General features: G+C 64.1%; 25 protein-coding genes. 14 read left to right on the top strand and 11 right to left on the bottom strand.

All coding sequences use genetic code 11. The annotated features are described in order from the left end of the window. Positions 1-42: 42 nt before the first annotated feature. Positions 43-960: a hypothetical protein gene (locus A6E15_RS11285; protein ID WP_076146272.1), complete on the bottom strand. Its 918-nt coding sequence runs from the start codon at positions 958-960 to the stop codon at positions 43-45. 627 nt (positions 961-1,587) lie between these two features. On the opposite strand from A6E15_RS11285, the gene A6E15_RS11280 reads away from it, so the two are divergent. Then, positions 1,588-1,782, top strand: a complete 195-nt coding sequence (locus tag A6E15_RS11280) for a cold-shock protein (RefSeq protein ID WP_006181985.1) — start codon at positions 1,588-1,590, stop codon at positions 1,780-1,782. 91 nt (positions 1,783-1,873) lie between these two features. After that, positions 1,874-2,257, top strand: coding sequence for a HalOD1 output domain-containing protein (locus A6E15_RS11275; RefSeq protein WP_245800562.1), 384 nt, complete (start codon positions 1,874-1,876; stop codon positions 2,255-2,257). 17 nt (positions 2,258-2,274) lie between these two features. Here A6E15_RS11275 and A6E15_RS11270 read toward each other — a convergent pair whose 3' ends face one another. Together A6E15_RS11270 and A6E15_RS11265 are read right to left on the bottom strand one after the other, a co-directional pair. Further along, positions 2,275-3,087 (bottom strand): TrmB family transcriptional regulator, encoded by an 813-nt coding sequence (locus tag A6E15_RS11270; protein WP_076146268.1) that lies wholly within the window; start codon positions 3,085-3,087, stop codon positions 2,275-2,277. Positions 3,088-3,439: 352 nt separating this feature from the next. Further along, the gene (locus A6E15_RS11265) at positions 3,440-3,742 is read right to left on the bottom strand and encodes a transcriptional regulator (protein WP_076146266.1); all 303 of its coding nucleotides are present in this window, start codon (positions 3,740-3,742) and stop codon (positions 3,440-3,442) included. Between the two features lie 230 nt (positions 3,743-3,972). Between A6E15_RS11265 and A6E15_RS11260 the strand changes: the two genes are divergently transcribed. Together A6E15_RS11260 and A6E15_RS11255 are read left to right on the top strand one after the other, a co-directional pair. Then, the gene (locus tag A6E15_RS11260) at positions 3,973-4,527 is read left to right on the top strand and encodes a GNAT family N-acetyltransferase (RefSeq protein WP_076146264.1); all 555 of its coding nucleotides are present in this window, start codon (positions 3,973-3,975) and stop codon (positions 4,525-4,527) included. A gap of 144 nt (positions 4,528-4,671) precedes the next feature. After that, positions 4,672-5,250, top strand: a complete 579-nt coding sequence (locus A6E15_RS11255; RefSeq protein WP_175607247.1) for a carboxymuconolactone decarboxylase family protein — start codon at positions 4,672-4,674, stop codon at positions 5,248-5,250. A 92-nt stretch (positions 5,251-5,342) separates the two neighbouring features. On the opposite strand, the gene A6E15_RS11250 is transcribed toward A6E15_RS11255, so the two are convergent. Genes A6E15_RS11250 through A6E15_RS11245 form a run of 3 tightly spaced genes read right to left on the bottom strand, consistent with a single transcriptional unit; the run spans position 5,343 to position 7,720 of the window. After that, positions 5,343-6,374, bottom strand: coding sequence for a sulfite exporter TauE/SafE family protein (locus A6E15_RS11250; RefSeq protein ID WP_076146262.1), 1,032 nt, complete (start codon positions 6,372-6,374; stop codon positions 5,343-5,345). 2 nt (positions 6,375-6,376) lie between these two features. Then, the gene (locus A6E15_RS20970; RefSeq protein ID WP_175607246.1) at positions 6,377-6,526 is read right to left on the bottom strand and encodes a DUF7512 family protein; all 150 of its coding nucleotides are present in this window, start codon (positions 6,524-6,526) and stop codon (positions 6,377-6,379) included. Between the two features lie 18 nt (positions 6,527-6,544). Next, positions 6,545-7,720, bottom strand: coding sequence for an MBL fold metallo-hydrolase (locus tag A6E15_RS11245; RefSeq protein ID WP_076146261.1), 1,176 nt, complete (start codon positions 7,718-7,720; stop codon positions 6,545-6,547). A 224-nt stretch (positions 7,721-7,944) separates the two neighbouring features. Between A6E15_RS11245 and A6E15_RS11240 the strand changes: the two genes are divergently transcribed. The 6 genes from A6E15_RS11240 (at position 7,945) to cydB (ending at position 14,774) form a co-directional block, all read left to right on the top strand. Continuing rightward, positions 7,945-9,033: a rhodanese-like domain-containing protein gene (locus A6E15_RS11240; protein WP_076146259.1), complete on the top strand. Its 1,089-nt coding sequence runs from the start codon at positions 7,945-7,947 to the stop codon at positions 9,031-9,033. Positions 9,034-9,403: 370 nt separating this feature from the next. Further along, positions 9,404-10,582 (top strand): NAD(P)/FAD-dependent oxidoreductase, encoded by a 1,179-nt coding sequence (locus tag A6E15_RS11235; RefSeq protein ID WP_076146257.1) that lies wholly within the window; start codon positions 9,404-9,406, stop codon positions 10,580-10,582. 2 nt (positions 10,583-10,584) lie between these two features. Beyond that, a complete protein-coding gene (locus A6E15_RS11230) occupies positions 10,585-11,421 on the top strand; it encodes a DUF1641 domain-containing protein (RefSeq protein ID WP_076146255.1) in 837 nt (278 codons plus the stop codon). Positions 11,422-11,587: 166 nt separating this feature from the next. After that, on the top strand, positions 11,588-12,277 hold the full coding sequence (locus A6E15_RS11225) for a peroxiredoxin (RefSeq protein WP_076146253.1): 690 nt from the start codon (positions 11,588-11,590) through the stop codon (positions 12,275-12,277). A gap of 87 nt (positions 12,278-12,364) precedes the next feature. Further along, a complete protein-coding gene (locus tag A6E15_RS11220; protein WP_076146251.1) occupies positions 12,365-13,765 on the top strand; it encodes a cytochrome ubiquinol oxidase subunit I in 1,401 nt (466 codons plus the stop codon). Continuing rightward, complete coding sequence (gene cydB, locus A6E15_RS11215; protein ID WP_076146249.1) at positions 13,758-14,774, top strand: cytochrome d ubiquinol oxidase subunit II; 1,017 nt, start codon at positions 13,758-13,760, stop codon at positions 14,772-14,774. Before A6E15_RS11220 ends, cydB begins: the two co-directional genes overlap by 8 nt. Positions 14,775-14,783: 9 nt before the next feature. On the opposite strand, the gene A6E15_RS11210 is transcribed toward cydB, so the two are convergent. After that, complete coding sequence (locus A6E15_RS11210; protein ID WP_076146247.1) at positions 14,784-14,981, bottom strand: hypothetical protein; 198 nt, start codon at positions 14,979-14,981, stop codon at positions 14,784-14,786. A 202-nt stretch (positions 14,982-15,183) separates the two neighbouring features. Then, positions 15,184-15,384, bottom strand: coding sequence for a hypothetical protein (locus tag A6E15_RS11205; RefSeq protein ID WP_076146246.1), 201 nt, complete (start codon positions 15,382-15,384; stop codon positions 15,184-15,186). A 167-nt stretch (positions 15,385-15,551) separates the two neighbouring features. Here A6E15_RS11205 and fen point away from each other — a divergent pair, with 167 nt between their 5' ends. Beyond that, the gene (gene fen / locus A6E15_RS11200) at positions 15,552-16,529 is read left to right on the top strand and encodes a flap endonuclease-1 (protein WP_076146244.1); all 978 of its coding nucleotides are present in this window, start codon (positions 15,552-15,554) and stop codon (positions 16,527-16,529) included. A 57-nt stretch (positions 16,530-16,586) separates the two neighbouring features. Here fen and mvaD read toward each other — a convergent pair whose 3' ends face one another. After that, positions 16,587-17,570: a phosphomevalonate decarboxylase MvaD gene (mvaD, locus tag A6E15_RS11195; RefSeq protein ID WP_076146243.1), complete on the bottom strand. Its 984-nt coding sequence runs from the start codon at positions 17,568-17,570 to the stop codon at positions 16,587-16,589. Positions 17,571-17,662: 92 nt separating this feature from the next. On the opposite strand from mvaD, the gene nth reads away from it, so the two are divergent. Together nth and A6E15_RS11185 are read left to right on the top strand one after the other, a co-directional pair. Beyond that, entirely contained in the window at positions 17,663-18,346 is a 684-nt protein-coding gene (gene nth / locus A6E15_RS11190) for an endonuclease III (protein WP_076146241.1), read from the top strand. 98 nt (positions 18,347-18,444) lie between these two features. Further along, positions 18,445-18,705: a hypothetical protein gene (locus A6E15_RS11185; protein WP_076146240.1), complete on the top strand. Its 261-nt coding sequence runs from the start codon at positions 18,445-18,447 to the stop codon at positions 18,703-18,705. 54 nt (positions 18,706-18,759) lie between these two features. Here the strand turns inward: A6E15_RS11185 and A6E15_RS11180 are convergent, their stop codons facing one another. Then, positions 18,760-19,566, bottom strand: coding sequence for an NAD(+)/NADH kinase (locus A6E15_RS11180; RefSeq protein WP_076146238.1), 807 nt, complete (start codon positions 19,564-19,566; stop codon positions 18,760-18,762). A gap of 75 nt (positions 19,567-19,641) precedes the next feature. Next, complete coding sequence (locus A6E15_RS11175; protein WP_076146237.1) at positions 19,642-20,952, bottom strand: M28 family peptidase; 1,311 nt, start codon at positions 20,950-20,952, stop codon at positions 19,642-19,644. A 138-nt stretch (positions 20,953-21,090) separates the two neighbouring features. Here A6E15_RS11175 and A6E15_RS11170 point away from each other — a divergent pair, with 138 nt between their 5' ends. Further along, positions 21,091-22,155, top strand: coding sequence for a polyprenyl synthetase family protein (locus A6E15_RS11170; RefSeq protein ID WP_076146235.1), 1,065 nt, complete (start codon positions 21,091-21,093; stop codon positions 22,153-22,155). Positions 22,156-22,605 lie beyond the last annotated feature (450 nt).

Genomic DNA, 22,605 nt, shown 5'->3' with positions numbered 1-22,605 from the left:
AAAGCGCGTCTTCGGCGACGACTCAACTGCGATCGGTCGCCGTTATCCGTCTTCGTCAGGTAGATAGTGTTCCCTATGGACCACTTCTTCAGTCCCGTTTTGGACCGCAGTCACGACGATTTGATCGCCGTCCGGGTTCAGCTCCACGGCCCCCCAGTTGCCCGCCCATGACGTAGACAGTTCTCCCTCACTATCGTTGTAGAATTCGAGTTCGGTGTCGGCGATCGTCGACTCGATGCGGACCGTTTCCGCGTCGATTCCTGGTGAGTCGGTGAGGTCCACCCGCGCCCACTCCGCGTCGCTCGGCGTGCCGTCGCCGCCTTCCTGCTCATAATCCCAATCGATCTCTTTCACTACATCATTGTCCTCGTCTTCGATCGGTTCCTCGAACGCTTCGTTGGGATCGTCAGGTGTATCATCGACGACACCCCGGAAGAACAACCGCCACTCGTCGTCTTCCGTAACGAGAACCCATCTTTCAGGACCGTCCGTCTCTAACCCGTCTACCTCCACATCGACCAAAGCGATATCTTCGGAGCCGATCTCTTCTTCCAGATCCGTCTCCTGGAACCAGAATTGGGCTGCTTCCAGTTTACGGATATCGTCGACGGAGCCGTCCGCCGTCACCATTTCGGTGTCGTAATCCTCGATATCCTCGTACCGGTCTCCTTGAAACTCCCAGCCGTCCTCCTCCCATCCGTCCGGGTGGAGCGGACTCGAGGTGTGGACGGTCTCGGCCAACGCTTCAGTATCCTCAGCCGCCGCAGCCTCGAAGTAAGAGTCGATCACTTCGGAGACGGGAACTTCGTCATCGCTGTTCGACTCCGCGTTGGTATCGGATCCATCGTCGTCGTTGGTTCCGTTGCCGTCGTCCGAGTTCCTGCTGTCGTCGCTGAGACAGCCTGCAAGACCTGTCGTTCCGAGCACTCCCAGTACCGTGAGGTACCGTCTTCGTTCCATACCCACCTATCGTTGGGTAAGGGGTATTAATCGGGACTCCGAGTTTCTGGGTGAGAAACTAGTCGTGTGAACCGTGCCACTCAGTACGTTCTCCCGGCCTAAGCCCTGAAGCTCACAAGCCGAGTATTCATAATATCCTATATAGTATTACGTGCCGAGGAAGTCGGGAACGCTAACGGGAGAAATGCAAGACTGAGACGGGGTAGCTGTCGAAGTCGGTGTTGTATCTGTGTCGTTCTGCGTCGAATTGAACCCTGTTTGATGGGTGAACTCACACGGATTGTGATAGAACTCCTCCAAGCTCATAGCCCGGGTTCAAATCCTGGTCCGCGCGTTACTGTCGCAAGCAAACCCGCGAGCGACAGCATTCGAGGCGGTGGCGGGCCGAACTGACCGTCGTCGGTTGCGGTGTGGCTCGAGCGGCCGCGGATCGAACGATACGAAAGTGACGATGCGGCGGAAGTAACCAGTTGTTCCGACGGTGCAGTCGCTTATTCGAACACAAATACGAACGGTAGACGAAAGTATCCGTATCCTGACCGTGTCTAAACATTCGTCTACGTGGTTCGGTGTTTAGAAAACAGATGCAGAACACTTATCCGTGTATCGGGCTTTCGTTCAATCGCAATGGCAAACGGAACGGTTGATTTCTTCAACGACACGGGCGGTTACGGTTTCATCGAGACTGACGACGCGGACGAGGACGTTTTCTTCCACATGGAGGACGTTGGCGGTCCGGACCTCGAAGAAGGCACAGACATCGAGTTCGACATCGAACAGGCCCCCAAGGGCCCGCGAGCGACGAACGTCGTTCGTAACTAACACGGGTTCGCACCGTCGTCTCACGGCGACGTAGCGTGACTTCGTTTCTTCGACATCCCTTCCCTCGAGAGCCATCCGTCGGTACCGGACGGTGACTCCGGGTTCGGATCGAGAGCGACGGTGCCGCCGAGAACGGCCGGAGGCTGTAACCCGCGCCCTCACAACGGTTATATACATCTCCGTGTCGTCGGGGGTTTACCGCACCGGTGATCCCTGCGTGGACGACGTGACCGTACGACGTGAGTTCGATTGGTCGGAGACACCGCCGAGCATCGCTATCGTAGTTACGATCGCGGAGATCGAGAACGTCGATCCGATCGATCTCCCGACGACCGTCGGGACGACGCTGTACTCGTACGTCGACCCCGGTGCGCTGGACGCGCTCGTCGACGGCGAGCGGGTCGCCGTGTCGTTTTCCATGGCGGGGTATCGTGTCCGGATCGACGGCACCGAGCTGACAGTGGCCGCCGAGTAGTCGTCGCTCGCTCGCGGTTACGGATTCGGATCCTCGACGGCGGTCAGTCCGGACGAGATCAACCGCCGGAGCAACACGACGATCCCGTTCTCGAGGCCGCTGGCGAAGATCGCCTGCTCGGTCGGGTCCTCGCTGTCGGGATAGTACGACCCGATCAGCAGCGTCTCCCGATCGACGAGCAAGATGCGACTGATCGCGACCTCGTGGTCGGTCATCGAACCGATGAGGAAGTCGAGGTTCGTCTCGAACACGCGGGCGGCCGGCAGTTCCGTCCCCAGTCGCGAGGTGATCTCCTCGGTCCGGCCGCCGAGGATGACCGAGACGTCCCGGTCGATCGCGGCGTGTAACGTTTCGTAGACCTCGTCCGAGAGGAAGGTTTCGTCGGCGACGACCAGCGCGATCTCGCTGTCGGCCTCCGCGAGCAGGTCGAACGTTCGCGATTCGATCGCGTCGCGTCCGGTCAGCGACCACACCTCCTGCATCCGGTCGTCGTCGGGTTCGCTCTCCCGGTGTTCGACGGTCTCGAGGTACGACTCGAGGGTGTCGATCCGGTTGTCGTACTTCTGTCGGAGAGTCCGCGTGGCTTCGTCGATACCGACCGCCCGGAACTGCTGGGGGCTCGAGTGTTGTACCTCGACCAGCCCCTGTGATTCGAGTACCCGAATGGCGTCGTAGACCCGCGTTCGGGGGACCTCCGAGATCTCGTGTATTTCTTTGGCCGTACCGCTGGGTAGCCGCGTCAATGCCAGAAAACACCGCGCTTCGTACTCCTGAAGCCCGAGATTCTGGAGTAGACTGACCGCCTCGTTCGTAAGATTGTCCTGTGTCATGGCCCAACCACGTGTCCGGCGTTCCGAACAGGTACAATAGGAACTGACGGCGGGAAAAGGATTCGTGTCTGGCTTGCAATCACTGATACGAGCCGCCGAAAACGGTGGTTTCAGACGGAATCTCCTATTCACCCAGATTATCACACAAGCTACTTGAGTCTACGACCGGTAGAGTTCGACGGCGCGCCCCGTTACGGCCCAACCACGGCGGGGCGTGTCCTTTCGTTCGTTCGAGCGACCCGTTCGAACACACTATTGACAGAATATATACTCGTCTCTCCTCGGATAGGTACGGCCCGCCAGGGGTGTCAATGTCGTGAGGCCGGGAAAACGGAAACCGCTTTCGTCGCTCTCAGGGCCATCCGTCGGGGAGTTCGTCCCGATGGTCGTCCAGTAACTCGAGCAGCGGGCGTATCTCGTCGAATTGCGGCCCCTTAACGACGGTCCCAGCGTCGCGGTGCCACTCGATGTAGCCGTAGTCGACCAGTTTCGGGAGATGGACGTGGTATTTCCGCGTCAGTTCCTCGTCGATCTCGGCGACCTTCCAGGGAATGCCGTCGACCGTCGAGACGTCTTGCGGGTTGTGATCCAGGAGACTGAGCAACAACCGTCGTCGGTGACCGTCTGCCAGCGCATCGAACGCGTCGTCGACCATGGGGAGTTCCTCTGTTAGCCGTTAGCATTCCCACTCACTTGATGTAGTGTGGTTTTCACGTGGGCGTTCTTTTTGAGTAAGCGAGTGAACGGTTCGTTCGAGGAGACTGGCCGGTGCCGGTCGATCGGAACGGGTCCAAAACCCGTCGCACCTGTCGGAATCGGAGAGACTCGTCCCCAGGAATTCATCCGATTCCGTGGATTGTTGTGTGATCCCTGCGAAGCGAAACTGTGGAATACGACCTGCTCGGTTGGCCGGCCGACGGCCCGAAACTCCGACTCGACCACGAGCGGTTCAGCTACGCCGGCAAGTTCGTCATGACGAACACGGGCAAGGCCGTCGCCCGCACCGACGACGGCCGACTCGTCGCCGCCGTCGCGTTCAACGAGGACCGGACCGACGCCGACACGCTGTGGCTGCGCTACGTCACCGTCGACCGGGACCGGCGTGGCGAGGGGATCGGCCCCGCGCTCTGTCGGTATGTCCGCGATCGTACCCTCGAGCGGGGCTACGAGCGGCTCCGGATCGCCGTCAACAACCCCTTCGCCTACGAGGCGCTCTACCGGACCGGCTTCGCCTACACCGGGGAGACGACCGGGATCGCCGAACTGATCCTCGAGTACCCGACGCCGGGCGACCCCGAGACCGCCGCGTGGACCGACCGCGAGCGGTACCAGGCCGGCCTCGAGGAATACCGCAATCGGGACCTCGCCGACGCGGAGGAACGGTTCCTCGAGTCGCGAACGGGGAGTGACCCACCGGCACTCGAGTCGCGTGACACGTGATCCGGACGCGGACTCGCCAGCCAGTATATTCTATATCGGACAAGATCGAACTCGAAAAACGAGTCGACTGACTGTCAGTCGGAGACCGGTCGTCCACGATAGGTGACCGAAATCGACTTACGAGTGCCGTGAAAAGCAGGTATCGTGCCGAGTGCTACAGAAGAATCCGGCGACGACTTCCGAAAGAAAACGTTCACGGCTCGATCACTGGTTGCTGGTATTGCTCGGTTTGTACAGAATATTCCACGACTCGTACGGGCCAAGCGTGCCGACCGAGTCAGTGACCGGTTCGCGGAGAAGATCATGCTCGCGGTCACGGCGGTCAACGACTGCCAGTACTGTACCCGGTATCACACCGATCTCGCACGGGAAACCGGCGTCGACCGGGAGACGATCACCCTGATCCTCGAGCGCGACGTCGACGCGGCCGTCGACGACACCGAACTGCCCGCGCTCCTGTTCGCCCAGCAGTACGCGGAAACGGACGAGAAGCCGGGTCGGGAGGCACTGGAAGCGTTAGAAGCGGCCTACGGCCGCGAGACGGCGGGCGACATCGTCGCGTTCGCTCGTGCGATCTACTTCGGGAACCTGCTGGGTAACACGTACGACGGAGTCCGCTTCGCGCTCGCCCGGCGCGCGCAAGCGGGACGACGAGGACTGCGGGACGCGCGGTCGCGTGTCGGCCGTGCCGTCGAACGGCTACGCGAGCGGTGTCCGGTCTGAAGTCGTCGACCGATTCCAGTACAAGTATTGTCTGTGGTGTCCGTTTCTTTTCTCGCGTCCGAAACGGTGTGTCTTCCAACGGTTGCCGGCGTTCAGTCGGCGACCGATGGCGACGCGTCCGTTCCATCGCGAAGCACGGCGATACCGCTGTAGACGACGGCTCCGCTGACGAGCAGCGCCGCACCGAGGATGATCGCCAGGCTCACCGTATCGAGGACCGGCATCTCGAGGACGCCACCGATCTCGCGGACGGCGACCGCGATCGAGCCGAGCAACAGCATGATCCCGAAGTAGACCTTGATGTCGTCCTCGTCGACGAGGTTCGTCGCGGCCGCGCCGATGCGCGCGCCGAGTGCGCTCCCGGCCAGCAGCGGCACGACGATGCTCAGGTCGACGGCGCCCGACTGGGCGTAGAGGAAGCTCCCGATCCCGCCCGAGAAGACGATCTCGAACAGGTCGGTGCCGACCGCGACCGGGACGGGGACGCCGATCAGGTAGAACAGCGCGGGCATGCGGATGAAGCCGCCGCCGACGCCCAGGAAGCCCGACAGCACCCCCGTCGCGAACGCCACCAGCAGGACCATCCACAGCGAGACCGTGAACCCGCCCCGAATGGAGATCATCGGCGGGACGCTGTAGGACTGGATCTTCTGTGCGATCTCGGGAATCTCCTCGTCCTCGAGGTCGGCGTCCTCGTCGACGTCGTGTTCGAGGCCGTCACCGCCACCTTTCATCGCCTCGTAGGTGACGAAGACGCCGATCCCGCCGAGCAGGAAGACGTACGCGACGCTGACCACCGAGCCGGCCAGGCCGAGTTCCTGCAGGTACTCGAGGCCGACTTTCCCGACCTCGATACCGGCGGTAGTGCCGGCGATCATCAGGATGCCGAGTTTGTAGTCGACCTGGCCGAGGTCGCGGTGTTTGAGCGTCGCGATGACGGAGGTCCCGAAGACGAACGCGAGTCCGGACCCGACCGCGACGTTGGCGTCGTAGCCCATCACCAGCAGTGCGGGCGTGACCAGGAACGACCCGCCCATCCCGAAGAATCCGAACAGGATTCCGATGAGCAGGCCGAACCCGACGAACGTCCCGACGAGGAGAACGCTCATTCCGAACAGTTCCATCGCTACTCACCCCGCAATAGATCGACGACGTACTCGCCGAGGGCCTGCTCGAGTCCGCCGTACCCGACGTAGAGGACGATCGCCTCGAGCAACACGATACCGACGAGGACGACGGCTTGCGCGTTTCCGGAGAGGGAATCGAGTCCGAACATGATGGCACGAAGCCTCGATCAGTCGTCGGCGACGGCGCTGTCCGACGTGGCGGCACAGCGGTTCGGGCCGAGTTCGAGTTCTGTCTCTTCGTCCTCGTCCGCCGGTTCGTACTCGCCGGCGTTGGTCGCGATGACCTGCTCGTAGTTCGGCGGTTTCGACGGCAGGTTCTCGAACATGTGTTCGACGAAGTCGTCCTCGTCCAGCCGGAGGATTTCGTTGTTCTCCCAGAGGTAGCCGACGGTCGAGAACATCGGCTGGCCGGGCGTCACGTCGATGTACTCGCCGTCGTCGGTGACCGAGAAGTGTCCCGGCAGGATCTTCACGTCGTTGGACTCGGTCATGATGACCCTGTGGAGTGTCTCGTACTGGACGCGGGCCCCGTCGCGGGCGTCCTTGTCCGCAAACTGGAGTTCGGTTCGGCCGATGGACTCGACGAACAGCGTGTCGCCGGTAAGCAGCGCTTCGCCGTCGACCAGGTAGGACGTCATTCCCGTGGTGTGGCCCGGCGTGTGGACGGCCTTGATCTCCACGTCGCCGAGTTCGACGGTGTCGTTCGGCTCGATGGGATCGAACTCGAACTGCGGGTCCCGCGTCTCGGCGGGCGCGCCGAGGTGGTAGGGGACGCCGAGCCTGTCGGCGAGCCGTCGACCGCGCGAGATGTGATCCGCGTGGATGTGCGTATCCAGCACGTTCGTCACTTTCAATCCGCGCTCGCGTGCGGCGTCGAGGAACACGTCGGTGGCGCGGGTGACGTCTACGAGCGCCGCTTCGCCGGCCCGCTTGGAGCCGACGACGTACCCCAGACAGCCCTTCGATCGCCGTTGGAGCTGCAACACGACGAGATCGTCGTTTTGCGTGGCGATCGGCACGACGTCGTAGACCATACTCCAGGCCTCCATACCGCCCTCGACGGTCTTGACCTCGTCGACGACCCCCTCGCTCTCGAGGTACGTCGCGAAACTGCTCGCGGAGTTGCCCGTCGCGCAGATCGTGACGACGGTATCGTCCGCCTCGAGGTCGTCCGCGTCGAACTCGCCGATCAGCTCGTCGTCGTCGCCGGAGTACTCGACGTTCTCGGCGCCGGCGATGTGCCAGTCCTCGAAACTATCGGGCGATCTGGTATCGATGAGGACGAACTGCTCGTCGGCATCGATCATGTCCCGCAACGTTTCAGCCGTGATTGTCTCGACCATCGTCACTGTATCGTACCGAGAGGCCACGTAAAACGCCTCGAGCAGGGAGAATAATTTCGCACAAATCTCGGGCAAGAGCGTCAACTGCGGAGGTAGCCAACATTATTTCTGCTATCCGGTATTCGGGGTGTAGAAATTTAGTTTACCGTTTCGAAAATAGTGGTTCAGAGAACCGTACCAATAGTGTCTTTATATACAAACGCCTAGAGGGTATTGTCCAAAACATGCACACCCCCGACGTAGAGGAGGCCCTGAAGGACCTCCCGCCGAGTTCGAAGTTCATCTACAAGACGCTGTCTCGGGAAGGATCGATGACGCTAAAGCAGATCACGGAAGAGACGCTTCTCTGTTCGCGGACGGCACGATACGGCCTCTCCCAGTTAGAGGAGGAACGCCTGATCGAGACCGCGCCCGCGCTCCACGATGGCCGCCAGACCTGTTACAGTATCAGTACCCGATCGATCGGCGTCGATCGAACCGGGTATCCGAATCAGGTACTCGTCAAGCCGGACAGCGCGTATAAACAGCTCGAGACGTTCGAAGCGGACGATCCGGACCTCCGACTCGTCGAGATCTCGACCGAATACGACGAGGGACACGTTCCCGGCGCCGTCGAACTGGACCCGCGCGCCGACTTTTTCGATGCGGGGACGCGAACGATTCCGAGTGCCGACCGACTCGAGACGATCCTGGGCGAGCGTGGTATCGGGCCGGACAGCACGATCGTCCTCTACAGCGATGGGTTCAACGAGTTCGCGGCGTTCGTCTACTGGACGCTCAAGTATTACCGCCATCGGGACGTGCGACTGCTCAACGGTGGGAAACACTACTGGACCGAGAACGGCTTTCCGCTGACGGAGACGGCCCCGGACGTGACGCCGGTCGAGTACGAGACCCAGCCTCCGAACGATCACATCCGTGCGTACCGACAGGACGTCCAGAACGCGCTCTCGGAGGACGTCGCCATCATCGATGTCCGGTCGCCCGAGGAGTACTGCGGCGATGTGGACGCGCCGGCACGCGCGAACGGCCACATTCCCCGGACGGTAAACATCGAATGGGAGAGCGTCGTTCGGGAGTGTGGGCGATTCGAGCATCGACGGGCGCTCGAGCGTCCGTTCGCCGAGGCCGATATCGACGAGGAAGACGAGATCCTCGTCTACTGTAACGTCGGCGAACGCTCGGCGCTGGTCTGGTTTGCCCTCTCGGAACTGCTCGGGTATCCGGACGTCGCGAACTACGACGGCTCCTGGACCGAATGGGGGAACCTCGTCGACGTTCCCATCGAAACGTGCGAGTCGAGAGACCCGTAAGCCACGGGTCGTCATCGATCGAGGGTCGTCTTCGAATCGGCCGACCGGTTCGCCGGTGAGTCGAGAGCGTCGGGTTGGACGACCTCACTGGAAACACCACTGCTTGTAGCGATCTATTGCCGACGTTTCGTCGCGTGGCGGCGAGGCCGAGACTCCGTGCGGTCGATGCGTTCTTCGCGACTGGTCGCTCGAGTCCATCGATCGTGGAGCGGCTTCGATCCGGTAGTCGGGAGTCGATCGGCCGGCAACGGACGGGGGTGCCGGGCAATAGCAGAAATTATTTGCGGAAGATCGCCGGATCGCGAGACTCGCCGACAATGTCTCGGCTACCTCAGCTCTCAGGTAGGTGACCGGCAAATATCGACTGTCTATGGACCACATAGTCGTGCTCGGTGCTGGCGTCGGCGGCACGATGACCGCCAACATGCTCCGCCGTCGACTCGACCGATCCGACGCGGAGATCAGCATCGTGGACAAGAGTACGGACCACGCGTATCAACCCTCGTTTTACCTGCTGCCGTTCGGCTACATGGAGCCGGACGATCAGTTCCGCGATATCCGCGAACTCGTCCGGGACGGCGTCGAGTTCGTTCAGGCCGAGGTAACAGGTGTCGACCCGGACACAAAGACCGTGGTACTCGGGGACGACGAACTGTCCTACGACTACCTCGTCGTCGCGCTGGGCCACCGGCTCGCGCCCGAGACGACGCCCGGCATGCTCGAGGGCTGGGAGGAGACCGACTCGGTCTACCCGTTCTATCACTTCGATGCTGCGATGGGGCTGCGGGACGCGCTCGAGGATTTCGACGGCGGCACGTTCGTCGTCTCGGTCCCCGATACGTCGATCAAGTGCGGCGGCGCACCGCTGAAGATGACGATGCTCGCGGAAGATTACTTCCGACGACAGGGTATCCGCGACGACGTCGACGTCGTCATGACGAAGGGCAGCGACGCCGTCTTCGGTGTCTCGCCCTACCGCGAGAAACTCGAGGAGATCTGGGCCGACCGCGACATCGAGGCCAACCTGAACTTCACGGTCGACGAGATCGATCCCGAAGCACAGGTCATCCGCTCCGAAGGCGGTGACACACAGGAGTACGACCTCTACGCGCCCGTCCCGCCACAGTACGGACAGGAAGCGCTCACCGAAAACTCGCCGCTGACTGACGCTGATACGGAAAACGACGGCGAGTACGTCGCCGTCGACGAACACACCCTCCAGCATACCGAGTACGAGGACGTCTTCGCACTCGGCGACGGTTGTAACACGCCCAACGCCAAGACGGCTGCCGCGGCTCGCAAGCAGTCTCACGTCGTCCTCGAGAACCTCACCGCCCACATGGAGGGGCGACGACAGACCGCGGCGTACGAGGGGTACGCCGCCTGTCCGCTACTGACGAAGAAGGGCAAGGCGATGGTCGCCGAGTTCGACTACGAGGAGAGCATCTCCGCGCCCGTCGAGAGTCGGTTGAACTGGATCATGGACGTCAACGTTCTGCCCAGTTTCTACTGGGATTCCTGGCTGCGCGGCTACGACCCACTCCCGTAACGATGGCGAGCAACGACTATCCCCTCGACGCCGACGGCTCGATCACCGACGAGACGGAACTGGCGCGAGCGATCGAGGAAAACGAAGCCGAACTGGCGGAGCTGCTCCGCTTGCTCGCGACCACGGAGGAACTGGCCGAGGATCTGGCCCCGGAACTCCGGGAGTCCGTCCGGGAAAACCGCGACGCCGTCCGTGAGTTGCGCCTGGCCTTCGAGCGCGAGGAGACGCTCGTCCTCCTGCAGAAGGTCGGCGAGGAATCGGACACGCTCGTCGAACTGCTGGACGTTCTGGCGGCGTCGAAAGACCTCACCGACGACCTCGTGCCGGAACTGCGCGTCGCGATCCGCGAGAACCGCGAGATCATCGAACGGAGTCGACTCGCCCTCGAGCGCGAAGAGACGCTCGTTCTCCTCGAAACGCTGGGCGACAACGCCGACACGCTCGCGGAGTTACTCGACCTGGTCGACGCGACCCACGAGCTGGCGACCGATCTCACGCCTGAACTGCGTGACGTGGCCCGGGACAATCGGAACGTCATTCGGGACCTCCGGATGGCCGCGACGGGCTTTGCGGACGCCCACGCCGAAAACGACGTCGACATGTACGAACTCGGTCGGAACGCGGGCAACATGATCGCACTCGTACAGACGATGGGCGACCCGACGTTCACCGAGGCTCTCGACGCCACGATCGACGGATTCTCGCAGGACGATCCGGAACCGGTCGGCCTGATCGGTCTCTTCATGGCACTGTTCGACGCCGACGTCCGGCGTGCGCTCGGACGCGTCCTCGCGGCTGCCCGCGCACTCGGAAGCGCCTCGCTCGAGGAGTCCGACTGACGAATCGATCGGTCGACGGATCGATTTCCCGTGGACGCCGCGGGAGCTCGACCGACCGAACTACCGGAAATAATGTTCTGTAGTCCGAAACTCGATCTTCTGAAGTAGAAAAATTCGTTGGTTGTCTTCCCGTTTAATAGGTAGATACCCAACGGAGAGATGTACGATGACGCAACCAACAGCCGCCGCGGACGAACCGACGATCGAGACACCCGGAATCGGCGATTCGTTCCCCGACCTGACGGTCGAGACGAGCATGGGCGAGCGATCGCTCCCCGACGACTACGAGGGATCGTGGCTCGTCCTGTTCAGCCACCCCGGGGACTTCACGCCCGTGTGTACCTCGGAGTTCGTGGCGTTCGAGCAGCGTCGCGAGGAGTTCGAGGACCTGCAAGCCGAACTCCTCGGCCTCTCCGTCGACCGCGTACACTCCCACATCAAGTGGACCGAGTGGATTCGCGACAACTTAGACGTCGATATCCAGTTCCCGATCGTCGCCGACGATCAGGGACGCGTCGCCGAGAAGCTCGGGATGCTCCATCCGGGCGCGGGGACGGCGACCGTCCGGAGCGTCTTCATCGTCGACCCGGATGGAATCGTCCGGCTGATCCTGACCTATCCCATGGAGATCGGACGCAACATCGACGAGATCCTCCGGTCGCTGCGTGCGCTCCAGAAGAGCGACGCTCACGGCGTCGCCGCCCCCGCCGACTGGCCGGACAACGACGTGTTCGGTGACCGGGTCCTCCTGTCACCGCCTGCGACCGAAGCGGACGCCAGCGCTCGCAAAGCAGCGGCCGACGACGACGACGAACTCGACTACTACGACTGGTGGTTCGTCACGCGCGAGCAGTAACGGATCGACGGCTCCACTGACCGGCACTCCTCCGGCGGCTCCCCCGGAGGGGAACTGCCACCGAAACAGAGACCATCCAACTGTACTATGATCGACCCAGTCATCGCCAGCAGACTTCAGTTTGCGGTGACGACGATAGTCCACATCATCTTTCCAGTCATGAGTATGGGGCTCGCCCCCTTTCTCATCTACTTCACGTGGAAAGAGATACGGACCGGCGAACAGGTATACGAACAGCTCCGAACGTTCTGGACGAAGATATTCGCTATCTCGTTCGTCGTCGGAACCGTCACGGGAATCGTCCTCGAGTTCGAGTTCGGGACGAACTTCGCGGCGTTCTCGACGACCGCCGGCGAACTGTTCGGTGGCCCGCTCGCTATCGAGGGAATGATGGCGTTCATGCTCGAGGCGACGTTCCTCGGCATCTTCGTCTTCGGTCGCGACCGCGTCGGCGACGTCCTGTACATGATTTCTGCCGTGGCCGTCGGCCTCGGAACCTGGCTGTCGGCGGTCTGGATCCTGATCGCCAACTCGTGGATGCAAACGCCGCGTGGCTACGAGCTGGCGACGGAGAACGGACAGCCGATCGTCACGCTCGTGGATCCGATCGCGGCCTACGCCAATCCGCGCTTCCCGTGGATGTTCGTCCACATGCAGAACGCGGCGGTTCTGTCGGTCGCGCTGTTTCTGACCGGGACGGCCGCCTATTTCGTCTGGACGAACCGCGACACCGAGTTCTGGCGCAAGACGATGAAAATCGGACTCGCGGTCCTGCTCGTCACCGCGCCGTTCCAGGCGATCCACGGCGACGCGTACGGACGACACGTCGCGGACACGCAGCCCCAGAAGTTCGCCGCGATGGAAGCACAGTACGAGACCGACTCGACGGTCGCGCTGAAGTTGCTGGCGGTTCCGACGAGCCTCGAGGACATCACCGATCCCCACGCCGATGACCTCTTCGTGGTCGAAATCCCGTTCGTCGCATCGCTGCTTGCGAGCGGCGGTGATCCCGGTGCGACGATTACCGGCCTGAACGACATGGACGCCGAGCGTCCGCCGGTCGCCATCGTCTTCTGGGCGTTCCGGGCGATGGTCGGTCTCGGAACGTGGTTCATCGTGCTTGCCTTCTGGGGCGGCTATCGGTGGCTTCAGGGGACCCTGTTCGAGGACGATCGGCTGGCGATTGCGTTCGTGGGATCGTCGGTCCTCGGTATATTCACCGTCGAACTGGGCTGGATCGTGACCGAGGTCGGCCGCCAGCCGTGGGTCATCCAGGACGTGATGAAGACGCACGCGGGCGTCTCGCCCGGGCTGAGCGGACCGGAAGCCCTCACCACCCTGGCTGGCTTCGTCGGGGTGTATACGGCGTTGTTGGTCCTCTACTGGTACGTCGTGGTGCGGCTCATCCGGGAGGACGCGCCGACGGCACCGCCGTCATCGAACCGCGAGCCGACTGTCCCCGAGGAGGTCGTCCCGAGCGATGACTAACGGTTCGCTCGCGACTGTCCCGCTGGCTCTCGCCGAGGGGCCACTGCTTGGCTTGCCGCTCGATCGACTCTGGTTCGGACTGGTGTTTGCCGTCTTCGGAACCTTCCTGTTTCTCGACGGGTTCGACTTCGGCGTCGGCGCGCTGTTTGCCACGCGGAGGACGGACGCCGAGCGAGAGCAGTTGCTGGCAGCGATCGGTCCGTTCTGGGACGGTAACGAAGTGTGGCTGGTCGTCTTCGGAGGCATGCTGTTCGCCGTCTTTCCGGAGGCGTACGCAGTGCTTTTCAGTCGCCACTACCTGTTGATGTTCGCGATTCTCGGCGCGCTCATCGTGCGTGGTCTCGCCCCGGAGATGTACGAACAACGCCACGACGAGACGTGGCAGCGGTGGTGGGGCCGGGCCTTCGTCGCCGGGAGCGTCGCCTCGCCGTTTTTCCTCGGCGTCTTCGCCGGTAACTGGCTGTTCGGCGTCGAGAGCGCGGCGTCGGCCGCGAGCCTGCTCGTCGGACTGGCCGTCGTCGCGCTCACCGTCGCGGACGGTGCGGCCTACCTCGGGCTGAAAACGCGGGGTGACGTCCGACTCGAGACGCGACCGCTCGGCCACCTCGCGCAGATCGCCTACCTCCTGCTGGCGGTCGCCGCGTTGCTCGTCGGCAGTCGATCGTCGCCGTACGTCGCGATCGGTTCGGCTCCGACGCTCGGACTGCTCGGGCTGACGGTGCTACTGGCCGTCGTTCACGTGATCGCGGGCCGGGCCGGTCGCCACTATCTGGCTTTCGTGGCCGTCGCGGGGCAGGTGTACGCGCTCGTCGCGCTCGTCGCGACGCTGCTGTTTCCCCTGATCGATCCGGCGTCCGGGCTCAGGATCGAGGCTGCGGTCGTCTCGACGCTGGCGCTGAATCTGACGACGATCGGTGCGACCGTCCTCTTGCCGCTGGTCGTGACGTACTTCGTCGTCCTCTATTCCGCGTTCAGTGGTCCCGTCGATGAGGGAGACAACTACGCGTAGGTCCGTCACCTACGCTCGATGCCACTTGCGATAGAAGCCGACGCTAAACAGCAACAGGAACAGCCCGACCCCCAGATTCCGGAAGAACGAGCCGAGATCGCCGGTCATCGACAGTTGCAACAGACCGACGCCGACGAGAAACGTCACCACGACGAGCGACAACACGAGCATCCACGTCGCCTCGTCGACGGTGCCAGTACTATTCATACGGTTTGCTGTCCCGATGCCCCGGTGGAACCGCAGGACGGTCGCGGTCCGACCGGCGGTGACGTACAGTAGCCCGTCTCATAGCTGCTTACACCTGATCGGGGAACGACAGGCACTAGCAGTCGGCCGAGAGACGCCGCTTCGAGTCGCCTCGAGGGGGAGGCCTGCGTATCACGCATGGGAGGGAAGTAACACGTGCTGGTCAGTGGGCGGTCGCCTCGGGCGAGAGCCCGATTCCTGCCAGTAACAGTCCGGCGACGACGAGGAGTCCGAGCCCCAGTGCGGTGACGATGTCACCGACTCTGAACATCCAGACGGCCGTGGCGAGGCTTGCGAGGACCAGCGCAACGCCGGTCACGAACATGGAACTGTTGAACGGCTCGCGGTCGTGTCGCTTGATCATTGGTGACTCACAGTCGAAGAAACGCGCCCGACGAGATAAAGCGGTGCGCTGCTGGACAGTATTATCCGATTCGGCCGGCAAACCGCAAATTGCGGAAATAATTGCGAACCCGGGGCGTCGGTCGCGGAAGCCAACGATTCAAATCCCAGCCCCGACAATTTCCGGTAATGGGTAACGCTGCACTCCGGGACATCGCGGTCATCGAGGAGATTCCCTTCGCCGAAATCGAGGGCGTCGTCGCCGTCGACGCACACAACTGGCTCTATCGCTATCTGACGACGACGGTCAAGTGGACCAACAGCGACATCTACACGACCGCCGACGGGACCGAGGTCGCGAACCTCGTCGGCATTGTCCAGGGACTGCCGAAGTTCTTCGAACACGACATCACGCCGGTGATGGTCTTCGACGGCGGCCCCTCCGAACTCAAAGACGACGAGATCGAGTCCCGGCGCGAACAGCGCCGCAGCTACGAGGACCAACTCGAGACCGCCCGCGAGGAGGGCGACGCGATCGCCATCGCACAACTCGAGTCCCGAACCCAGCGGCTGACGCCGACGATTCAGGAGACCAGCCGAGAACTCCTCCGACTGCTCGACGTGCCGATCGTCGAAGCGCCGGCCGAGGGCGAGGCCCAGGCCGCCCACATGGTCACACGCGGCGACGCCGACTACGTCGGCTCCGAGGACTACGACGCCCTGCTCTTCGGCGCGCCGCTGACGCTGCGCCAACTGACCAGCAAGGGCGACCCCGAGCTGATGGACCTCGAGGCGACCCTCGAGCGCCACGACCTGACCCGCGAACAGCTGATCGACGCGGCGATCCTCATCGGGACCGACTTCAACGAGGGGGTGTCGGGGATCGGCCCGAAGACGGCGCTGTCGGCGATCGCCGAACACGGCGACCTCTGGAGCGTCCTCGAGGCGCGGGGCGACCACGTCGAGCACGCCGATCGCGTCAGACAGCTATTCCGCGATCCCAACGTGACCGACGACTACGAGTTCGAGACGACGCTCGAGCCGGACCTCGAGGCGGCCCGCGAGTACGTCACCGACGAGTGGGGCGTCGACGAAGACGAGGTCGCACGCGGCTTCGAGCGAATCGAGGACAGCGTCACCCAGACCGGGCTGGACCGCTGGACGTGAGTTCCTAACCTGCTCTTGTCGAATTGTTGCCGAGGGTGCGCCAAACAAAACGTCGTCTCAGAACAGGTGTTTGTCCTCGTCCAGGAGTTTCGCGGGGCCGCCGACGTCCCAGACGGTGGTCGAGACGCCGCAGTCGGCGACGGCCTCCTCGACTTCGTCGGCGTGTTCCTCGGTGGTGTTGACGTAGACGCTGGCCCCCGTGTCCGTCGAGAAGTAGACGGGGATGTCCTCTTCCTCGCGGAGTTCGCGGACCGTGTTGAAGACCGCGAGCGTGGCCGGCTGCCAGTAGACCCATCCCGAGGGACCGGTCATGGTCGTCGCGGCCAGCGACAGCGAGTCGTGTTCGGCGCGTTCGAACACGCCCTCGAAGTCGTCGTTGCGCAGGGAGTCGCGCATCTTCGCGATCTGTTCGTGGATGTGAGCGTTGCGGGCCTGGAACATGTGACTGTCGGCGGCCTCGCGGTGGGCGTCCTCGGTCTCCTTGTGGTAGGGGACGAGGCCGACGACGATCTTGAGGTCCTCGTGGAGGTTCGAGGGGACCCGCTCGGAGCGACAGTCCTCGTCGTTCATCCCGGTGCGGAGATGCGAGAAGGCACCGGTGACCGCCCGCGCGGCCGAAGCCGACCCGACGCGGGCGATCGTCGAAATCTCCCCTCTGGAGGCGTCGAGTTCGGCCGCCTCGGCCAGGGCCATCGCCGCGGCCGCGAAGCCCGAGGAGGACGATCCCAGCCCGACGTTGGTCGGGAAACTGTTCTCGCTCTCGAGGCGGACCGGGTAGACGGTGTGGGCGGCGTCGGATTTCGAGCGGGCCTTCTCGACGACGGCCTCGACCCGTTCGTAGGCCCGGCCCTCGAGTTCCTCGCCGTCGACGACGAAGGTGTCCTCGTCGTAGTCCATCGAGAACTCGACGGTCGTGCGAGTGTGGCTCGGGGCCGTACAGACGCTGATGCTGTCGTGGTAGGGAAGTCGCTCGATCTCGTCGCGCATCCCGTGATACTTGACCAGTCCCTGAATGGGGTGGGCCATGGCCGTGGCTTTCATACCCGGATAGGTGGCTGAAGGCCGCTTAAAGCTCACGGCATCCGCCGGCCCCGAATCCGAACGCTGAAAGGAGCCGGCGCTAACCCCGTCCTATGGGAACGCCACGGGACTCGACGAAGGCGCAGACAGAGGCAGTGGTCGACCGCCTCGAGGACGAATACCCCGACTCGACGATCTCGCTGCGGTACTCGAACCGCCTCGAGTTGCTGATCGCGGTGATCCTCTCGGCTCAGTGTACGGACGAGCGGGTCAACGAGGAGACGAAACACCTCTTCGAGAAGTACGACGGCCCCGAGGAGTACGCGACCGTCGATCAGGACGAACTCGCCGAGGACCTGAACTCGATCACCTACTACAACAGCAAGGCCGGGTACATCCGCGACTCCTGTGCGACGATCCTCGAGGAACACGACGGCGAGGTGCCCGACACGATGGACGAGCTGACCGAACTGTCGGGCGTGGGTCGGAAGACGGCGAACGTCGTCCTTCAGCACGGCCACGACATCGTCGAGGGGATCGTCGTCGACACGCACGTCCAGCGGCTCTCGCGGCGGCTGGGCCTGACCGAGGAGGAGTACCCCGAACGGATCGAGGAGGATCTGATGGGGATCGTCCCCGAGGACGATTGGCAGCAGTTCACGCACCTCTGTATCGACCACGGGCGGGCGGTCTGTACGGCACAAAACCCCGACTGCGGCGACTGCGTACTGGCGGACATCTGTCCCTCTGAGAAAGGCGACGGTGAGATCGATCTCGCCTCCGGCGAGCCCTGGTAACCGTCCCATAGCGGGCCGCCGTGGCGCACCGACGGACGCCGACCCTCGCAAGCCCAACGTCTTTTCGGGGACCCCGGGTATCCCCGGACGGGATCACTATGTCCGACACATCCGACGAGCGCGACGACACCGAGACGGACGAACACGGACGCGACGTCCAACTCGAACACGAGGCGACCGATCCCGAGGAGGCCCGCGACGAGGAGGGGCTCACCGAGGAGGAGCAGGAGGCCCGCGAGCGCGAGGCCGAACGAGAGCGCGAGCGGGACATCGAGGAGGGTTCGGTCGACCGAGAGGACGACGCCCTCGAGAACCAGAACCCGAACGACCACCGCGACGAGGAGCCGTACAACGGGTAGCGGTCTCGCGCCGGTCGGTCGCTCTCTGACCGACGCCGTTTTTCGCGCTCGCTCTCAGTCGGCCTCGAGACGCGTCGCCGGGACCGAAAGCGTCGGCAACCCTCCGGCGACGGCGACGGTGACCTGCCGATCGAGGGTGACGGCGCCGACGGCGTCCCCGTCGGCGACGAGCGTCACGTCGCTTTCCTCGCGTTCGACCGTGACGCCCAGCCCGTCGTTCGGCAGGACCCACCGTCGGGTCTGGGTCACGAACGGGCCGATGGGCGCGACCGCGACGGCGTCGACGGCCGCCGACAGCTGCGGCGCGTCCACGGCGCTCGCGTAGCCGTGGGTGCCGGCCGGCGTGGCCGCGACGACCCCGTCGGCCCGAAACGTCGCGACGGACGACCCGCGGCTGTGAACGCCGTACTCCGAGATGCGGGCCGGCTCGTCGGTGATCAGGGTGACGTCGAACAGCGCGCGCTCGCGATCGATCGGCTCGCTCGCCGCGTCGGAACGCGACTCGAGTGAGACCTCGAGAACCGGTCGCTCGCGTCGGGTCGCCGTCCCCCGAAGTGCCTGCCGGACCGCGTCGGGCAGCCGATCGCGGTCGACCGACTCGATCCCGCTGACCGGACCGACCGGGAGGACCGGCGTGTCGACGCCGGCACGGGCGAGCGTCGACAGGCCCGCTTCGCCGGGAGTCACGAGCAGCGACGGGTTGGCCGCGAGAACCTCCTCGAGTCCGCCGTCGACGACCGTCCCACCGGCGTCGGCGACCGCCCCCTCGAGGCGGCCGGCCTCGACGTCCTCGGTTCCGTCGGCCTCCGGGTCGACGACGCCGACGACGGGGGAGTCGCTCGCGCTCCACGCGGCATCCATGGGCGACAGTTCACACGGCCCGGTCAAAAGCGTACGGTTGTCGGTCCGGGCGGTCCGATCCGACTGCGGGGGCAGCTACCCGTCGTAGGGCCAGTCGCCGGTGACCTTCATCCCCTCGGCCAGCCCCTGTGACTCGAGATCGGCGGCGAGGGCGTCCGCGTCCCGGGGCTCGACCGACAGGTCCTCGCGGGCGAGTTCGACGACGTAGGCGGTCAGCAGGATCGCCTGTTCGCGCAGGGTTCGGGGCTCGAGTTTCTCGATGGTGTCGGCGAAGGTGTGCCCCCAGCCCCGACCGGGGCCGTCTGACTTCGCCTTCACGTGGCAGCCGGGGATGCCCTGCTTGACGAACGGCCAGTGGTCGCTGTGGGGACCGAGCGTCGGGACCGTCTCGATCGGGTGGTCGTACCGGTCCGCGACCTCGTTGGCGGCCGCCTGGAGCCCGTCGAACCCGTGGGTGACGATCGACAGCGTCCGATCGCGGACGACGCCGTCGTTGTTGACGACCGCTTTGATGTCGTTGCGATCGGCCGCCGCGGCGAGCCGTCCGGAGCCGATCAGTCCGACCTCTTCCGCGCCGAACGCGACGAACTCGACGCGGGTCTCGAGGTCGTCTTCCCGGGCCGCGAGGGCGTTCGCGAGTTCGACCACCATCGCCGTCCCGGCCCCGTTGTCCATCGCTCCTTCCGCGATGTCGTGGGCGTCGACGTGGCTGGTCACGAGGACGCGCTCGTCGGTGTCCGGCCCGAGTTCGGCGCGGACGTTCCGACTCTCGGCGGCGTGGATATCGGCGTCGACCGACAGCGCGATCTCGTCGCCGTCGAACCGGCGGGCCAGACGCGCGCCGACCTCGCTCGAGACGCCGACGGCCGGAATCGGCCCGATCGGCTGGTCCGTCCAGCCGACGCTGCCGGTCGGCGGCAGACAGCCCTCGACGTGGTTGCGGTAGACGAACCCGACCGCGCCGTTCTCGATCGCGTGGAAGTACTTCTCCCGGCGGTGGAGATATCGGTCGTAGTAGTCCGGCACGTCGCTGCGGACCATGACGATCGTTCCCTCGAGGTCGGCCGCCTCGAAGTCGGCGGGCAGCCCGTAGCCGAGATCGACCAGCGGCGCGTCGACCCGGTCCGCGGGGCTGCGCGGCAGGGCGATACAGTCCTGGCTCGTCTCGCCCGCTTCGATCGCACTGCTTTCCCGCTCCCAGCCCTGAATCTCGAACGGTTCGAGGCGGGCGTTTCGCGCGCCGGCGTCGGCCAGCGCGCCCCGGGTCAGTTCGGCGGCCTCGCGTTCGCCCTCGCTGCCTGCCATGCGATTCCCCACGTCGACGAGGGCCTCGAGGTGGTCCCAGCCGACATCGCTCTCGAAGACGTTGCCGATCCACTCGGACATGCCCGACACGTCACGGTACGGCCGGGTAACGGTTCCGCTCGCGGAGCCGGGCCGCGGTTGGAACCGTTCCGTCGTTGATGACAGTTCAGTCACACGGAACTACGAATCTTTTTTAGGCCGCTCCCTCTCGGACCGCGTATGCGGGAAACGCTTGCCGACTGGCGACCGGCGATCGACGAGGCCATCGCCGAGTTGGTCCCACGGGAGATCGACGCCGACCACCTCGAATCGTACTTCGGACCGCCGACCTACGAGTACGATCCCGAGGGTATCCAGCGAGCGCTCTCGACGCCGCTGTGGGACCTGCTCGACCGCGGCGGCAAACGCTGGCGGGCGGTCCTCTTTCTCGTCTTCATGGAGGGGTTCGGTGAGGATCCCGCCGAGTATCTTCCCTACGCCTGTATTCCGGAGATCCTGCACAACGGGACGATCATCGTCGACGACGTCGAGGACGGGGCGACGATCCGCCGGGGGGAGCCGGCGCTCCACCGCGTCTACGGCCGCGACATCGCGCTCAACGCCGGCAACGCGATGTACTTCCTGCCGCTGAAGATCATCACGAACGACCCGGCCGATCTCCCCGCGGACCGGCAACTTGCCGCCTACGAGATGCTCATGGAAGAACTCAACCGCACGCATCTCGGGCAGGGCATGGACATCTGCTGGCACAACGAGCGCGAGGTCCGGATCGGCACCGAGGAGTACCTCGAGATGTGCGCGTGCAAAACCGGCTGTCTCGGGCGGATCGTCGCGCGACTGGCCGCGATCCTCGCCGACCAGCCCCCCGAGGTCGAGGCGGCGATCGCGCGGTACGCGGAACTGACCGCGGTCGCCTTCCAGATCGGCGACGACATCTTGGACGTCGAACACTCGCTGGGCCGGGCCGGCGACTTCGGCAAGGAGTTCGGCAACGACATCCGCGAGGGCAAGAAGACGCTCATGGTCATTCACGCGATCGAAGCGAGCGACCCCGAGCGCGCCGACCGACTGCAGGCGATCCTCGCGGCCGACGACAGCACCGACGACGACGTCAGTGAAGCCCTCGAGATCCTCGCCGACGCCGGCAGCATCGAGTACGCCCGCGAGCGCGCCCTCGATCTGGCGGCTCAGGCCCGCGCCGAGATCGACGGTCTCGGCTTCGACGACGAGACGGCCCGAAAGCTCGAGGAGTTCACCGAGTTCGTCATCGAACGCGACGAGTAGGCGGACTGCTGTACCGATTTATCCGCCCAATCGCCACGTCCTGCGGTTGCGACGGAAACGACAACGGCACTCCGACGAGCGCCGGACGAAACGGGCGACTGCTTCGGACGAGACGCTGAGATACCGTCCCCGGCCCGTCGCTGCACTCCCCTCGTGGGTCCCGACGGTGGCCGTCGAGAGGCGCTGCCGGCGCTCGAGGGTGTGATAAACCGGTGGACAGAAACTGCGAGTACCCCTACCCGCTGTCCACCGTCCTGCTCGACGGGTTGGCGTTGGGGGAAATATGCTTTGTGGTCCCGCTTGCCCCTCGAGCGGGACCGTACTGAGCGAGCCGCTCGTCGGTCCGTAAATCGAACCCAGTAGAAAGCGGTACCGACCTCCCGACGCTGTCTCAGACGGGCTCCCGTCTATCACTGTCGGTGGGACCACGACCGCCCTCGGTTCACCGAA

The sequence above is a fragment of the Natrinema saccharevitans genome (assembly GCF_001953745.1).
Lineage (GTDB): Archaea > Halobacteriota > Halobacteria > Halobacteriales > Natrialbaceae > Natrinema > Natrinema saccharevitans.
Note: the sequence above shows the minus strand (reverse complement) of the source record. Positions and strands in the feature narration are given on the sequence as shown.

Excerpts from the sequence above, each read along its gene's own strand:
- A6E15_RS11285 (WP_076146272.1), bottom strand. The coding sequence starts at position 960 with ATGGAACGAAGACGGTACCTCACGGTACTGGGAGTGCTCGGAACGACA.
- A6E15_RS11280 (WP_006181985.1), top strand. The coding sequence starts at position 1,588 with ATGGCAAACGGAACGGTTGATTTCTTCAACGACACGGGCGGTTACGGT.
- A6E15_RS11270 (WP_076146268.1), bottom strand. The coding sequence starts at position 3,087 with ATGACACAGGACAATCTTACGAACGAGGCGGTCAGTCTACTCCAGAAT.
- A6E15_RS11265 (WP_076146266.1), bottom strand. The coding sequence starts at position 3,742 with ATGGTCGACGACGCGTTCGATGCGCTGGCAGACGGTCACCGACGACGG.
- A6E15_RS11250 (WP_076146262.1), bottom strand. The coding sequence starts at position 6,374 with ATGGAACTGTTCGGAATGAGCGTTCTCCTCGTCGGGACGTTCGTCGGG.
- A6E15_RS20970 (WP_175607246.1), bottom strand. The coding sequence starts at position 6,526 with ATGTTCGGACTCGATTCCCTCTCCGGAAACGCGCAAGCCGTCGTCCTC.
- A6E15_RS11245 (WP_076146261.1), bottom strand. The coding sequence starts at position 7,720 with ATGGTCGAGACAATCACGGCTGAAACGTTGCGGGACATGATCGATGCC.
- A6E15_RS11240 (WP_076146259.1), top strand. The coding sequence starts at position 7,945 with ATGCACACCCCCGACGTAGAGGAGGCCCTGAAGGACCTCCCGCCGAGT.
- A6E15_RS11235 (WP_076146257.1), top strand. The coding sequence starts at position 9,404 with ATGGACCACATAGTCGTGCTCGGTGCTGGCGTCGGCGGCACGATGACC.
- A6E15_RS11230 (WP_076146255.1), top strand. The coding sequence starts at position 10,585 with ATGGCGAGCAACGACTATCCCCTCGACGCCGACGGCTCGATCACCGAC.
- A6E15_RS11225 (WP_076146253.1), top strand. The coding sequence starts at position 11,588 with ATGACGCAACCAACAGCCGCCGCGGACGAACCGACGATCGAGACACCC.
- A6E15_RS11220 (WP_076146251.1), top strand. The coding sequence starts at position 12,365 with ATGATCGACCCAGTCATCGCCAGCAGACTTCAGTTTGCGGTGACGACG.
- cydB (WP_076146249.1), top strand. The coding sequence starts at position 13,758 with ATGACTAACGGTTCGCTCGCGACTGTCCCGCTGGCTCTCGCCGAGGGG.
- A6E15_RS11210 (WP_076146247.1), bottom strand. The coding sequence starts at position 14,981 with ATGAATAGTACTGGCACCGTCGACGAGGCGACGTGGATGCTCGTGTTG.
- A6E15_RS11205 (WP_076146246.1), bottom strand. The coding sequence starts at position 15,384 with ATGATCAAGCGACACGACCGCGAGCCGTTCAACAGTTCCATGTTCGTG.
- fen (WP_076146244.1), top strand. The coding sequence starts at position 15,552 with ATGGGTAACGCTGCACTCCGGGACATCGCGGTCATCGAGGAGATTCCC.
- mvaD (WP_076146243.1), bottom strand. The coding sequence starts at position 17,570 with ATGAAAGCCACGGCCATGGCCCACCCCATTCAGGGACTGGTCAAGTAT.
- nth (WP_076146241.1), top strand. The coding sequence starts at position 17,663 with ATGGGAACGCCACGGGACTCGACGAAGGCGCAGACAGAGGCAGTGGTC.
- A6E15_RS11185 (WP_076146240.1), top strand. The coding sequence starts at position 18,445 with ATGTCCGACACATCCGACGAGCGCGACGACACCGAGACGGACGAACAC.
- A6E15_RS11180 (WP_076146238.1), bottom strand. The coding sequence starts at position 19,566 with ATGGATGCCGCGTGGAGCGCGAGCGACTCCCCCGTCGTCGGCGTCGTC.
- A6E15_RS11175 (WP_076146237.1), bottom strand. The coding sequence starts at position 20,952 with ATGTCCGAGTGGATCGGCAACGTCTTCGAGAGCGATGTCGGCTGGGAC.
- A6E15_RS11170 (WP_076146235.1), top strand. The coding sequence starts at position 21,091 with ATGCGGGAAACGCTTGCCGACTGGCGACCGGCGATCGACGAGGCCATC.